15 protein-coding genes and 2 pseudogenes are annotated in these 12,539 nt (G+C 67.6%); 5 read left to right on the top strand and 12 right to left on the bottom strand.

Annotated elements, in window-relative coordinates; all coding sequences use genetic code 11:
* Nucleotides 1-44 precede the first annotated feature (44 nt).
* The 3 genes from ACFTZB_RS35145 to ACFTZB_RS35135 form a co-directional block, all read right to left on the bottom strand.
* Entirely contained in the window at nt 45-1,736 is a 1,692-nt protein-coding gene (locus ACFTZB_RS35145) for a class I adenylate-forming enzyme family protein (protein ID WP_378438885.1), read from the bottom strand.
* A 41-nt stretch (nt 1,737-1,777) separates the two neighbouring features.
* Complete coding sequence (locus tag ACFTZB_RS35140) at nt 1,778-2,929, bottom strand: acyl-CoA dehydrogenase family protein (RefSeq protein WP_378438883.1); 1,152 nt, start codon at nt 2,927-2,929, stop codon at nt 1,778-1,780.
* Between the two features lie 319 nt (nt 2,930-3,248).
* On the bottom strand, nt 3,249-3,902 hold the full coding sequence (locus ACFTZB_RS35135) for a TetR/AcrR family transcriptional regulator (protein WP_378438881.1): 654 nt from the start codon (nt 3,900-3,902) through the stop codon (nt 3,249-3,251).
* Nucleotides 3,903-4,103: 201 nt separating this feature from the next.
* Between ACFTZB_RS35135 and ACFTZB_RS35130 the strand changes: the two genes are divergently transcribed.
* The 3 genes and pseudogenes from ACFTZB_RS35130 (at nt 4,104) to ACFTZB_RS35120 (ending at nt 5,550) form a co-directional block, all read left to right on the top strand.
* A complete protein-coding gene (locus ACFTZB_RS35130) occupies nt 4,104-4,427 on the top strand; it encodes a 4-oxalocrotonate tautomerase family protein (RefSeq protein WP_378438879.1) in 324 nt (107 codons plus the stop codon).
* A pseudogene (locus ACFTZB_RS35125) lies at nt 4,427-4,861 on the top strand (alcohol dehydrogenase catalytic domain-containing protein); the annotation flags it as partial. The gene ACFTZB_RS35130 and the pseudogene ACFTZB_RS35125, both read left to right, overlap by 1 nt.
* Nucleotides 4,862-5,250: 389 nt before the next feature.
* Nucleotides 5,251-5,550 carry an ArsR/SmtB family transcription factor gene (locus ACFTZB_RS35120; RefSeq protein ID WP_378438887.1) on the top strand — a complete coding sequence of 100 codons (300 nt, stop codon included), beginning with the start codon at nt 5,251-5,253 and terminating at the stop codon, nt 5,548-5,550.
* Between the two features lie 108 nt (nt 5,551-5,658).
* Here the strand turns inward: ACFTZB_RS35120 and phoU are convergent, their stop codons facing one another.
* From phoU to ACFTZB_RS35080, 8 genes are all read right to left on the bottom strand, one after another.
* Nucleotides 5,659-6,300 carry a phosphate signaling complex protein PhoU gene (phoU, locus tag ACFTZB_RS35115; RefSeq protein WP_378438877.1) on the bottom strand — a complete coding sequence of 214 codons (642 nt, stop codon included), beginning with the start codon at nt 6,298-6,300 and terminating at the stop codon, nt 5,659-5,661.
* A gap of 332 nt (nt 6,301-6,632) precedes the next feature.
* Entirely contained in the window at nt 6,633-6,848 is a 216-nt protein-coding gene (locus ACFTZB_RS35110) for a hypothetical protein (protein ID WP_378438875.1), read from the bottom strand.
* Between the two features lie 49 nt (nt 6,849-6,897).
* A complete protein-coding gene (gene chrA / locus ACFTZB_RS35105) occupies nt 6,898-8,301 on the bottom strand; it encodes a chromate efflux transporter (RefSeq protein ID WP_378438873.1) in 1,404 nt (467 codons plus the stop codon).
* 60 nt (nt 8,302-8,361) lie between these two features.
* Nucleotides 8,362-8,793 carry a chromate resistance protein ChrB domain-containing protein gene (locus ACFTZB_RS35100; RefSeq protein ID WP_378438871.1) on the bottom strand — a complete coding sequence of 144 codons (432 nt, stop codon included), beginning with the start codon at nt 8,791-8,793 and terminating at the stop codon, nt 8,362-8,364.
* Nucleotides 8,790-9,299 carry a Chromate resistance protein ChrB gene (locus ACFTZB_RS35095; RefSeq protein WP_378438869.1) on the bottom strand — a complete coding sequence of 170 codons (510 nt, stop codon included), beginning with the start codon at nt 9,297-9,299 and terminating at the stop codon, nt 8,790-8,792. The genes ACFTZB_RS35100 and ACFTZB_RS35095 overlap by 4 nt, the downstream gene beginning before the upstream one ends.
* Nucleotides 9,300-9,532: 233 nt before the next feature.
* Nucleotides 9,533-9,730, bottom strand: coding sequence for a hypothetical protein (locus ACFTZB_RS35090; RefSeq protein WP_378438867.1), 198 nt, complete (start codon nt 9,728-9,730; stop codon nt 9,533-9,535).
* A 15-nt stretch (nt 9,731-9,745) separates the two neighbouring features.
* Nucleotides 9,746-10,105 (bottom strand): hypothetical protein, encoded by a 360-nt coding sequence (locus ACFTZB_RS35085; RefSeq protein ID WP_378438865.1) that lies wholly within the window; start codon nt 10,103-10,105, stop codon nt 9,746-9,748.
* 145 nt (nt 10,106-10,250) lie between these two features.
* The gene (locus ACFTZB_RS35080) at nt 10,251-10,577 is read right to left on the bottom strand and encodes an ANTAR domain-containing protein (protein ID WP_378438863.1); all 327 of its coding nucleotides are present in this window, start codon (nt 10,575-10,577) and stop codon (nt 10,251-10,253) included.
* Nucleotides 10,578-10,844: 267 nt separating this feature from the next.
* On the opposite strand from ACFTZB_RS35080, the gene ACFTZB_RS35075 reads away from it, so the two are divergent.
* A complete protein-coding gene (locus ACFTZB_RS35075) occupies nt 10,845-11,816 on the top strand; it encodes a ferritin-like domain-containing protein (RefSeq protein WP_378438861.1) in 972 nt (323 codons plus the stop codon).
* Nucleotides 11,817-12,039: 223 nt separating this feature from the next.
* Nucleotides 12,040-12,273, top strand: a pseudogene (locus tag ACFTZB_RS35070) (hypothetical protein); the annotation flags it as partial.
* A 67-nt stretch (nt 12,274-12,340) separates the two neighbouring features.
* On the opposite strand, the gene ACFTZB_RS35065 reads toward ACFTZB_RS35070, so the two are convergent.
* Nucleotides 12,341-12,539: gas vesicle protein GvpG (locus tag ACFTZB_RS35065; protein ID WP_378438859.1), on the bottom strand; the 199-nt coding region annotated here is incomplete at its 5' end.

Here is a 12,539-nt window from a genome sequence, read left to right as displayed (position 1 = left end):
GGGTCGCAGCGGCCGATGAACCTCAGTGCAGACGAGTGGCCCGACTACCCGCTGTGGGCGTTGGAGTGGGCCGTGTCGAGGCGGGCCCGCAGTTCGTTCTTGAGTGTCTTGCCCGCGGCGCTGGTGGGCAGGGCGTCGACGACAATGACTTCCCGCACCCGCTGATACGGCAGGACCTGCGCCGCCACATCGGCCAGCAGCTGGCCGGGGTCGACGGTACGGCCCGACCGGGGCACGACGAACGCCACCGGAATCTGTCCGGCGTTGGGATCACTGCGCCCGACGACGGCGGCGGAGTCGACGTTCGGATCGCTGGTCAGCAACTCCTCGAGAACGCGGGGATAGACGTTGTAGCCCTTGTAGACGAGCATGTCCTTGGCGCGTCCGCTGATGAACAGGAAACCTTCGTCATCGGCATACGCCATGTCCCCGGTCCGCAACCACCCGTCGACGAACTGCTCGGCGCTTTTGTCCGGATGCCGATGGTAGCCGTCGGCGATCTGCGGCCCGCGCAGCCAGAGTTCACCCTGCTCTCCGTCACCGAGTGGCCGTCCGTCGGCGTCGCGGATTTCGAACTCCGTGTCAGGGATCGGCTGTCCGACGCTGCCCTGCTTATGGCGAGCGCCGTGAAAGCCCGGAACCGAGAGCACCAGGCACGTCCCCTCCGTCAATCCGTATCCCTCGATCAACATCGCCCCGGGGAAGGCGTGCTTCATAGCGGCGAGCGTCTCCTGATCGAGAGGAGCCGCGCCGGACGACATCGCACGCAACGAGGACAGATCTCGGGAACGAATCTCGGGACAGCTCAACAGGGAGTGCCACATGCTGGGGCTACCGTTGATGTAGGTGACACCTTTTTCCTCGATGAATCGGAGAACCGATTCCGGAGAGAAGCGTCCGGGGAAGATGATCGTCGCACCGGTGCAGAGGAGATTGCACATCGTCAACAATGACTGGGTGTGATAGAGCGGTCCGACGATCAACGAGACGGTCTCACCCACGACGAGCGCCCCGTCCGTGCGGTAGCGGGTGAACTGCAAGCGTCCGTTCTCGTCCAGGGAAATGAGGCTGCCCATGCGCCAGGCCAGCGCCTGGGTGATCTGCGAGACGACGTTGCGCTGGAGGGTACGCACCCCCTTGGACACGCCCGTAGTGCCGCCTGTGAACACGAGGTGCGCGAGCGCGTCCGGATCCACCGCCACGGGCTCGACCTCGCGCCGATGCTCCCTCGTCCAATCAGCAAACCCGAACACCGATTCACTCACGGGCATGGTCGTCTGTTCCGGTGCTGCCGCGGAGCCGGGCACCACGACGATGCGCCGCAGACTGGTGCCTTCGGCGGCCTCGACGAGCGCACCGACATGGGCGGGATGCGAGATGGCCAACACGGCATCCACCTCGACCATCTGGTCCCGCAACCCGGTGACCTGCTGCAACGGACTGACCGGCGACACGACGGCACCGGCGAGATGCACCCCGAGATAGGTCACGACGAACCATGCGGTGTTGGGCAAATGGACCAGCACGACGTCGCCTGACCGGACGCCGTCCGCTTCGAGTGCTGCCGCGACGGCGGCGGCTTCCTCCCACAACTGGGTGTAGGTCAGCTGGAGGTCACCGTCTTCGACGGCGAGCCGATCGCCGTGCAGGTGGCATGCCGCACAGAGTAACTGGCCGACCCCGACTGTCGGATACTCGAGATGGCGCGGGATATTTTCGGGCCAGTAGGTAGGCATGGCTGTCCTTTCGGGCGGTTCGGTCATCTGTTCGGATTCGGTCAGAGCTGCATCGACTTGGCGATCACGGTCCGCATCACCTCGCTGGTTCCACCCAGAATGCGGGTCACCCGCGCATCGGCGTAGAGCTTGGAAATGGGGTATTCGGTGATGTAGCCGTAACCGCCGTGCAGCTGGAGGCACTTGTCGACGACCCGACCCTGCATTTCGGTGGTCCACAGCTTGACCAGTGCGGCCCGTGCAGGGCTGAGTGCGCCGACGTCGTGCTGTTCGATGGCGTCGTCGACCAGCGCCTGTCCCGCCGCGAGGTCGGCCGCGCAGTCGGCGAGGACGAACTTGGTGTTCTGGAACGACGCGATCGGCGTGCCGAACGCTGTACGGCTGCGGGTGTAGTCCACCGTCTGCTCGACGGCCCGGCGGGCGGAGGCGACGGCGCCCATGGCAATGACCAGGCGCTCCTGCGGCAGGTTCTGTGTGAGGTACCGGAAGGCGTGTCCTTCGTCCCCGATGCGGTCCTCGATCGGGACGCGGACGTCGTCGAACGAAAGTTCGCATGTGTCTTGCGCTTTGAGGCCCAGTTTGTCGAGCATGCGACCGACGGTGAACCCCGGTGACGTGCTGTCGATCGCGAGGATGGTCAACCCGGCGCGGCGGTTGCCCTCCTCAGGCGGCGAGGTGCGGCAGACCACCAGGACCCGTCCGGCATGGCGGCCTCCGGTGATGAATGTCTTGGCGCCGCTGACGACATAGGAGTCGCCAGTGCGTCGGGCGGTGGTGCGGATCCCGGCGAGATCGGAGCCGGTGTCCGGCTCTGTCATGGCGATTGCGGTCATCATCTCACCGCTGGTGAAACCCGGGAGCCACCGCTTTCGCTGCTCGTCATTGGCGAACTGCTGCAGGTATGGGTACACCAGATCGAGGTGCGTGCGTAGCGACCCCATGCTGAGTCCGGCAGCTGCTGCCTCCTCGTTGAGTATTGCGTTGTACTTGTACGATTCGATGCCCGATCCACCGAATTCCGCGGGCACCTGCATTCCCAGGAAGCCGAGTTCGCCCATCCGGAGAAAGAACTCGGGATCCACGTGGCCCTGCTGCTCCCACTTCGAGTAGCTCGGCACCGCCTCTCGCTCGAGAAATTGACGGATGGCCAGTCGGAAGTCCTCATGCTCAGCGGTATAAACCGTGCGCTTCATTCATCTCTCCTAGATCTCCGGAATCCCGAGCCACGCCCACGGCTCCGTAGGGCGCTCGGAGTGCTCTCTGCCGAGCACGGGGCGCCAAGCGAAGCGAACAATGCGTCGAGCAGACCCGGTTCTCACTCGAATCAACTCAGTGATTGCAGCACTGCTGGGCGGATGTGCGCTAAGACCTATCGATGTACGAAAGGACTGTCAAAACCAATGACGAGGCGTGTAGCCGCGATGGGCGCATGAATCCTCGGCTGCGAGTGGCAGGTTGAGGCCGGTGACGTAACCCCGTGCGGCGGAATGCGGCTTGGGGAGGAGGCGACGATCAGACCGCTGGCCGACCGGTTGTCGGTGAGACCTGCCGAGGCTGGGGTGTCGCCGTTGGATGGGATTCGCCGACCGACTCGGTGACGGCGCAGATCAGGAACTCGAGTCGTTCGGTGGCCTGATCGAGTGGGCGGGTGCTGCGTTCGGCGCGGCACATGGCCACGGTGCCCTCGACGGCGGCCACGATCACCGTGGCGGTGTGCTCGGCATCGGTGACGGAGGCGCCGTGCGCGCGCAGCGACTCGGCGAGCAGCGCCGTCCAGTTCCCGAAGGCTGCGGCCGCGGCCTGCAGCGGTGCACCTTCGTCGTCGGCGGGTTCTTGCACCGACACCCCCAACACCGGACAACCGGCCCGAAATTCGCTGTCCTCCAGCACCGCCCGCCACATGTCGACGAATCCCCGCAGGCCGGCCAGCGGTCCGGCGACCAGTTCCTTGGCCAGCTTTCGTGCGGCGAGTGCGTCGGCGAACTGCACGGCCTCGACGGCCAGTTGCGACTTGCCGCCGGGGAAGTGGTGGTAGGTCGATCCGAACGGTGTGCCGGCGTGCTTGGCCAGCTCCCGCATGCTGGTGGCGTTGAGTCCGCGGCGGCGGATCATGTCGGCCGCACCGGCCACCATGCGTTCCCGCGCCCCCGGACCCGTCTCGGTCATACCCGCATCCCTCCCTCCATCATGACGACTGTCATAGCGTCCGTCCACACCATTATGACAGTCGTCATAATCCTGGTGAGAGTGATGAAACGGAGTCCGACATGCCGATGATCCAGCTGACCGTCCCCGCCGGTGTCCTTCCGGCCGAGGACCGGCGCACGCTCCAGAACACCCTGGCCGCGACCCTGCTGAGGTGGGAGGGTGCCCCCGACGCCGCGTTCTTCCGCGCGCAGGCGTGGAGCCGGATCGACGAGGTACCCGAGGGCGTTCGCCGCCCTCGAGGACGACCTCCCGCGGTTCCGGGTCGATGTCACCGTGCCCGCCGGTGCCCTGTCCGACCGCCGCACACAGGGGCTGATCACCGAGGTCACCGCCGAGGTGCTGGCGGCGGCCGGCCTCGGCGAGGCCGACGGACTGCGGGTGTGGGTGCTCGTCCACGAACAACCCGAAGGAACCTGGGGTGCGGCCGGTCAGGTCGTCCGATTCAGTGAACTGGCCGCCCTGGCACGGGAGCAGCGCGGCTGATGCGGGAACTGACCCTTCTCCGCGTCGGGCACCTGGAATGGCGCGAACGCGACGACCCGTCCCTGCAAGCCCCCACCGACGCGATCGTGCGCCCGTTCGTCGCAGGCCGCTGCGACGGCGACACCCTGCCCATCCACCGCCGAGTCTCCCGCGCCATGCAACTCGGGCTGCGGACCGGGCTGATCGACCCGGTCGTCGGTTCCATCTGCGGACCGGTCCCGTTCCAGGGGCCGTTCGCGATCGGACACGAATGCATCGCCGAGGTCCTCGACACCGGACCGGCCGTCACCGGTGTCCGGCGCGGCGACGTCGTGGTGGTGCCCTGGGCCGTCTCCTGCGGCAGCTGCCGGGAATGCCGTCGGGGCCTGACCGCGAAATGCGCGAGCACCCGCACCAGCACCCTGGCCGCGTTCGGGTTCGGGCCGGCCAGCGGCCCGTGGGGCGGCATGATCGCCGACCGGCTCCGCATCCCGCACGCGGACCACATTCTCGTCCGCGTACCTCACGGAATCGACCCACTCCGGGTCGCCGGCGCCGTCGATCACCTCGCGGCCGCCGGTGCGGCGCAGCGGTGCGATGAGCACCGCGGAGATCAAGGCGCGGATCGAGGCCATGTTCGCCGACGACCGCCGACCGGTCGCCCAGACGGGTCCGCGCTGACACCACGAGGGGGAAGCGACGATGAATGTGCTGCTTCTGCTGGGTTTGCTGATCACCGCGTTCGCTGCCGTGCTGGCGATGCACACCGACGAGCAGTCGCGGTCTCGGCACTGACCTGCGCGGCACCGGTGGTGTCGGTGACCGTGGGTAGATTGCCGGTGTGATGATCGCGGTAACCGCCAGCACGCCAGGAGGGTTGAGTTCGGCCGACGGTGAGTGGGGTGCGGTTCCGGAGCTGTCCGAGCAGACGGTGGCGCAGATCGCCGGGGCGCTTGAGGAAACGGGGGGCTCACGGACCGCGGTCAGCCAGCACCTGGCGAAGCTGCGGTTCACCGGACTGGTGGACACCCGCAAGGATGGCCGGCGGGTGATCTACTGCATCCACGACGGCCACTTTTCCCGGCTGGTCCTCGAGGGCATCAACCACGCCGACCACGTCGTCAGCGGACCCCCACACGAATAGGTCCACCGCTCCGGCTGACATCTGGGCGTACGCGGCGCGGGTAATGAGCCGCACAAGAGTCCGATCAGGTCGCCGGTACTTCTTCGGACCGGGCTCCCGAGTTCCCGCTTACGGTTTCAACGGTTCCCCGGTCACGAGGAAGATCACCCGACGCCCGACCACGACGGCGTGGTCACCGAAGCGTTCGTAGAAGCGGCCGAGCAAGGTCACGTCCACTGCGGCCGGGATGCTGCCCTCCCAGGCCGGATCCTGGATCAGCGTGAGCAGCCGTCGATGCAGGTCGTCGAGCTCGTCATCACGTCTGCCGATCTCGGCCGCCAGTTCGGGATCGTGCCCGCGCAGAACCCGTTCGGCGAGGCCGGCCAACTCGGCCGCCACCCGCCCCATCCGGGAGAGCAGTTCCTCGGCCTCCCCGGAGGTGATGTGCTCGGGATGGCGGCGGCGGACACTTTCGGCCACATGCTGTACCAGCCCACCCATCCGGCTCAGATCCGTCACCCGGTGCACACCGGTGACGACCTGACGGAGATCTCGCGCCACCGGGGCCTGCAGCGCCAGCAGCGTCATCGCCTGGTCCTCGCACGGACCGCGTAGCTCCTCGATCCGCTCGGTGAGGTCAAACACCCGCTCGGCCAGGGTCAGGTCCGCCAGCACCAGGGCATCGGTCGCCACCTGGACGGCCTCCCCGGCCAGATGGCACATCGTTGCCAGCTGGTCGGTCAGGTCGTCGAGCTGCTCGTGAAACTTCACCGCATGCGCATCATCATCGTGCACCCCGCATCGCCGGGCGAGCGAACCCCTTTACCCGAGCACCCGACTTCGCAGAACAGTGCCTGGTCCGCCGAGACTCGCTATCGATTCCGCAGACACGTCGCGGATTGTCGAACAGTGAGCGACGACATCCGCAGTCGCAGAATGTAACCGTGCGGGACCGAGCTTCCCTCATGGTCGGTCTCACTCGCCCCCGCCGGACACCGAGGCTTCTCGACCACCGTCTCGGGCACCCCAAGTATGTCGGGCGAGGTTGCGTTGAAGTTCCCTCCCGTTTCCGTCAACGTTCGCCGCATCCACGTGTTCGGTCGCTAGAGCATCTCGATTCGATCGAGTGGGTGGCCGAGTGGTTCCGGTCGCGGCGGACGTGCACTGCCCCGCCGGTCCGATCGGGCGGTGCCGGCGGTGCGGGTTGCGGCATACCCACCGAGCAGGACCAGAGCGATGACCGCGAGGATGAGCCAGACCGGGAGCGGACCCTCGACACTTCTCTCGGCGGCCAATACGGCGGCGGCTGTCGATGTCATCGACGTCCGTCCTTTCCAAGTCGATTGCGGGTGCGTGGGTGGGAGACGGTCAGGTGACCGGGAGTCCGACCAGTCCGGCGGCGAGGCCGAAGAGGGCGCAGACGCCGAGTGTGCGCAGCACCGACCAGTTCCACCGGTAGATCATCACCACGGCGAGGACCGCGATGACCGCGACGACCGGGCGGATCGTGCGCAGGTCGGGCACCAGCAGGTGGATCGGTCCCCAGTGCAGCATCGTGGCGTCCGCGAAGAGGGTGTGGACGGCGAAGTACAGCGCGAGGTTCGCGATCACGCCGACGACGGAGGCGGTGATTCCGTTCAGCGCCGAGGTCAGCTGTGTGTTGTTGCGGAGCCGTTCGACGTAGGGGGCGCCGAGGAAGATGAATACGAAGCACGGCACGAACGTCACCCAGGTGGTGAGCAGCGCGCCGAGGGTGGCTGCCACCCAGGGGTCGAGGTCTCCGGGGTTGCGGTAGGCGCCGAGGAACGCGACGAACTGCACCACCATGATCAGCGGGCCTGGGGTGGTCTCGGCCAGGCCGAGGCCGCGGACCATCTCGCCGGGGGTGAGCCAGCCGTAGGTTTCCACGGCCTTCTGGGCGACGTAGGCGAGGACGGCGTAGGCGCCGCCGAAGGTGACCAGTGCGGTGCCGGAGAAGAACAGCCCCTGCTCGGCGAACACACTGCTGCGGCCGGTGCACATCACCACCGCGACCATCGGAATCGCCCAGGCGATCACGCCGGCCCCGAGCACGAGGATCGTGCGTCGCAGGCTGGGTGTGTCGGCGTGCAGGGCGTCGTCGGCGATCAGCGGCGGCGTCTCGTCGCTGTCGTCCGCGGACGTGGTGGTGCTGGTGTCGGCGCCGCCGGTGCGGCGGCCGATCAGCCAGCCGGCGAACCCGGCGACGGCGATCACGATGGGGAACGGGACCGCGAACAGGGCCAGCGCACCGAACGCGCAGACCGCGATCACCCAGTGCGCCGGCCGGGTCAGGGCGCGCTTCGAGACCCGGGTGACGGCCTGGACCACCACCGCGAGCACGGCCGGGGCGATCCCCGCGAAAAGCGCCAGCACGATGGTGGTGGCGCCGAAGGCGACGTAGATCGCCGCCAGCCCGAGCATCGCGATCATCCCGGGCAGGACGAACAGCACGCCGGCGATCAGTCCACCGAGGGTGCCGTTGAGGAGCCAGCCGGTGTAGATGGCGAGTTGCTGGGCCTCCGGGCCGGGCAGCAGCATGCAGTAGTTCAGGGCGTGCAGGAACCGTTTCTGCCCGATCCACCGTTTTTCGTCGACCAGGGTGCGTTGCATGACGGCGATCTGCCCGGCCGGCCCGCCGAAGGTTTGCAGGGAGATCAGGAACCACGCCCAGCTCGCCTGCCGCAGCGGGATCAGGTCGCGGCGGGAGGAGGGGGTCGGGGTGGCGCGGGTGGAGGGTTGTTTACTGGTCACGTCGGTCTCCGAAACATGAAAAGTTGAAGTGCGGCAGGAAGAGCGGGCCCCGCTCGATGGTCAGGACGGTTCGCGGCCGGACAGGACACGTTGGCGATGGAACTCGTACAACCCGTCGAAGACGCGGGCCGCCACCGCCAAGGTCTGATCGTCGGTGCCGGTCAGGGACAGCCCGCGCAGCACCGAGTCCAGGCCCGGGGCCTCGGGGGCGTCGTAGCGGCCGTCGTCGATGTCGGCCTCGTGCACGATCTCGGCGAGCACCCAGAGCACCGGGTCGGTGATTTCGTAGCGGCGCAGGATCGTCTCGAAGCTGCAATCACCGTGATGGTGCGAGAGTTCGACGCCGCGCATGTCGAATGCGGTCGCCTCCGTGGGGACGTCCGCGGGGTCGGTGACCCAGAGGAACTGGGCGTCCGGGTCGATGTTGCGGCGGATCAGCCACGCACAGGCGGCGCGGTCGATGTGGATCCCGGCGCGGGTCGCCCATTTCATCGCGGCACCTGCGCTTCCAGGGTGTGGCCGGTGGCTAACTCCCTGAGGGCCGCCTCCGCGCCGTCCCGCGGCGCGGTCGGGAAGAAGGTGCGCTTGTCGATCTCCCGTATCCGGCGACTCAGTTGGGTGAGCTTCTTGGTCCGCCCGGCGGGATCGGGCAGCAATCGTGTGGCCTCGGCGGCCTCGGTGATCTCGTCGTATTCGGCGCCCCGGTCCGCCGACAACTTCGCCCGCATCCGGTCCCACTGATCCTTGGTGGTGGGGGCGGCGGTCCACACCTCCGCCTGCCCGCCCGCCTCGACGACTTCCTCCGCAACCCAGTCGAATTGCTCCCGGGTACGCGGCGACGCCGGCAGCACCACCACCCCGTCGGCAAGCTGGAACACCCCGTACTTGCGCAGCTTACGCCACACCGCGATCCGCGGGGTGGAGGGCTCGCGGGGGATGCGATACACCAGCATCACCCACTCGTCCGGGCGCTCATCCGGTGCCGGTTCTGATTCCACAACCGTGATGCAACCACGGTTGCACCTATCCTGTCCACCCGGGGATCCGATCACCTACCGGACCGTCCTGGACACCACACTGTAACCACGGTTACCGTGGCTATGGATCATCCTGGAGGTACGACGACGTCGGACGAGGGTGCACGGATGTATCTGTTTTCGGCACCACCATCACAAACGCGGCAACCCCAATGGGGGTCGGTACTTCGATGGCACCGTTTCGACCAACCCGGTCATAGCGACCCCACCTGCTCGGGGGTGGTGTGGTCGCAGTGTTGTCTGTCGGCCTGGGGGTGCCGTGGAGTGCTCGCTGCTGTGGTTGTGGTCCTCGTTCCCGTCGTCCTGATCGTTCCCGCGCCCATCTTCTGCGGGGTGCGGTAGTAGTGGTCGAGCGGCGCCGTCTCGGCCGCCGCGGCGCCGATTCCGGACACCGCATTTTCCGCGGATTATCCGACGCGTCGCGTGGGGGATCGGCTGGATCCGCGGTGGGTCCCACAAGGTCGTCGACACCCGTCCCGGAAACCGGCAAGGAACCGGACGGCTGACGGTGCGAGATGGTTGTCCGATTCGTGCCGGTGAGAGTCAATCCGAGGCGGGCCGGTCGGGGACGGTTCGGGGGTGCGGAAGATCTGCTTCTCGCCGCGGGCCTGTTCCATGCGGTCCTCGAATTCGTTCTCCGCCTCATCGGTGTCGTCGTCGGTGGTTGGCGATGTGGGGGTGCCGGGGGCACCCAGCCCAGGGTCGGCGGCGTCGATCTCGTCGGAACCCACGTGGGTGATCGGCAGGAACGGTTCGTTCATCGACATGGATACATCCTGCCTCGGCGGTGCGGGACCGCCAACAGGAGCGGCGAGCAGACTGGCGAGGCGAGAGGGCCTCAGACGACCGCTGGGGGACGCCGATGAGGCATTGCCGGCGGGCAGGGTGTCCTACGGTCAGCAGCTGTTCTATTCACCGCGAAGACCCTGGCCAGTGCGCGAGACGCGACTCCCACTCGGTCACCGCTTCGGATGCGTTCGTGTGCCGTTCCGCGGATCCCAGCGGGGGATGGGCGTCGATTGCGAGATCGACCAGGGCGTGGGCGACGGTCAGCACGCTGAGGTGATGCCGGCGCGCGACTCGGAGCAGTTCGTCGAAGGCCTCGGTCGGACTGCAACGGCGTAGTGCGATCAGGATGCCTTCCGCCACCGACAGCGTTTCCCGTCCGTCCCTGGCATGTTGGACACCAACCCGGATGTTCGGGTGCGGTTCGGGCACCGACGTCATGGGCATCGTCATCTTTCGTGATCGGGCTCCACTCCCGGTCGTGGATCGGGCCTGTCCTTCCCTCGGCGTACCCGAAACGGGTCCGATTCACGCACGTCACAGGAGGACGTGGAGGATCACCCACGCCGTGCCGGAAGCGAGTCGCTGGTGAACAGTTGCCGAATTCCCCCTGTTCGACCCCGTCCGGGTGCTTACCCATCGGCGGGGCTGGGTAGGCGAGGCAGCGGTGCACCTTGCGCCGACCCGATGCCGTCAAATGTCGAAGGGGCGAAATACCGCATGAGCACATCGAATACATCAAACACCACTACTTTGCTGGCGCAGCTGCGCACAGTCCTCGACTTGACCCACACCGAGATTCAGATCGCCGAAACCCGCACAGTGCAGGCCCGCACCGAGGCCGTCCGCCGGGAGCTGACCGAGAACGCCGACAACGGCCGCGCCCGCGCCGAGGCCATCGAGTCCGCGATCCGCGAACTCGGCGGCGTCCCGGAGTTGATCGGCCCGTTCCTCGGGCGAGCCGCCGCCGCGGTCAAGGCGATCGTCGAGCAGGCCCAACCGTTCGACGAGGCCCTGCTCGGCGATCTCGCGCTCGAACACCAACTCCTCGACCGGGCCCGCTACATCAAGGCCCTCGCCGCCGCGGCCCAGAAGAAGGAGGTCGAGAACCTGGCGTTCCGGCTGATCGCTGCCCACTCGGCGACCGTCGACTGGCTGACCACCGTCCTCGCCGAGGATGCCTTGGGCGGGCCGGCGGCACTGCGCCGCACCCCGCTGCAGGCGGCGGCCGGGACCGCGGTGCGGCTGGTCAACGCGCCGGTGTCCTGGTCGGCCCGCGGCCTGGACCGGGCTCTCGACACCGTCCGCGCCACCCCACCGGCGCTCAGTGACCTACTGAACCGAGGAGCGCAGGCCGGCGACGTCGCCGTCAAAACCCTGACCGCATCCCGAGACGCCGCCCTCGAGACCGCGGAGCAGGTCACCCGCCGCGAAGGAGCCGACGGGGTCGCGGAAGTGCTGCATTCGGCCCGTACCGCGGCCGGGGTCCTCGAACCGGGGGAGCTGCCCATCGACGGCTACGACGACCTCAACGTCGCGGAGGCAGTGGCTGCCGTCAAGGAATTGACCGAACCGGCGGACGTGCGCGCCATCGTGGCGTACGAGGAAGCGCACAAGAACCGGCACGGTGTCGTCTCGGCTGCGCAGACTCGCCTGGCCGCGATCGCCCAGGAAGTCGTGGGCCTGAGCTGACCGGATCGACCGTCGCCGACCTCGGTGGAGCAGCGCCGCTTCGCGAGGTCGGCGACCTCTGGGGGACCACCTTCGTGGACGCTATCGATGCACCACCCGCTGCCCAACAGGTCAACCGACGTCCGATACACCGATCGGCGACCGGTCATATTCGAGACGGTAACGGAGCACTGTGGCGGGGGGATGGAATACGACACCTTTCGAATATCGCACCCCACCAGTCTTCCGTGCTGCCAACCTGCCCGGACCGTCCCGCCGAGGCGCCGTGCCCGCCCACCTGTTCGCGTACCAGCTCGAGTACGGAATCATTCCGCGGCTGGGGTGGTCCGGCGCCGACGACGCCGTGCTGTGTCACCAGTGCGACTTCGCCGGCTGCGTCAACCCGCACCACCTGCGATTGGGCAACCAACGCCTCCGGTGCGCCGAGGCGGCCGGACTTCCCCTCACCCTCTGGTAAGGCCGCCCGCAGTCTCCGTCTCCGCCGTTGCGGCCGAGCGGGTTTCGGCTTTCCGTGCGCTACTTGCTCAGGGGGTGGCTCCGCCACCGCCCGTCATCTGGTCGAGGATCGCCTGCTGGGCCTGCATTTCCTCTTCCTCGGTGATCTCACCGCGTTCGCGGGCCTCCTCGAGTTCCTCGAGCGCCCGGCGGGCGCGAGCCGGATCGTGCAGCTCCTGCTCGACCTGCCGCTGGATCAACTCCGCCAGCGAGATCACCCCTTTGACC

Origin of the sequence: Rhodococcus sp. NPDC057014, assembly GCF_042673295.1 — a bacterium.
Lineage (GTDB): Bacteria > Actinomycetota > Actinomycetes > Mycobacteriales > Mycobacteriaceae > Rhodococcus_F.
This window is presented reverse-complemented; position numbering and strand designations above follow the sequence as displayed.

What these genes read in the sequence shown, in the direction of transcription:
- ACFTZB_RS35145 (WP_378438885.1), bottom strand. Translation starts at nt 1,736, where the DNA reads ATGCCTACCTACTGGCCCGAAAATATCCCGCGCCATCTCGAGTATCCG.
- ACFTZB_RS35140 (WP_378438883.1), bottom strand. Translation starts at nt 2,929, where the DNA reads ATGAAGCGCACGGTTTATACCGCTGAGCATGAGGACTTCCGACTGGCC.
- ACFTZB_RS35135 (WP_378438881.1), bottom strand. Translation starts at nt 3,902, where the DNA reads ATGACCGAGACGGGTCCGGGGGCGCGGGAACGCATGGTGGCCGGTGCG.
- ACFTZB_RS35120 (WP_378438887.1), top strand. Translation starts at nt 5,251, where the DNA reads ATGATCGCGGTAACCGCCAGCACGCCAGGAGGGTTGAGTTCGGCCGAC.
- ACFTZB_RS35110 (WP_378438875.1), bottom strand. Translation starts at nt 6,848, where the DNA reads ATGACATCGACAGCCGCCGCCGTATTGGCCGCCGAGAGAAGTGTCGAG.
- ACFTZB_RS35100 (WP_378438871.1), bottom strand. Translation starts at nt 8,793, where the DNA reads ATGAAATGGGCGACCCGCGCCGGGATCCACATCGACCGCGCCGCCTGT.
- ACFTZB_RS35085 (WP_378438865.1), bottom strand. Translation starts at nt 10,105, where the DNA reads ATGTCGATGAACGAACCGTTCCTGCCGATCACCCACGTGGGTTCCGAC.
- ACFTZB_RS35080 (WP_378438863.1), bottom strand. Translation starts at nt 10,577, where the DNA reads ATGACGATGCCCATGACGTCGGTGCCCGAACCGCACCCGAACATCCGG.
- ACFTZB_RS35075 (WP_378438861.1), top strand. Translation starts at nt 10,845, where the DNA reads ATGAGCACATCGAATACATCAAACACCACTACTTTGCTGGCGCAGCTG.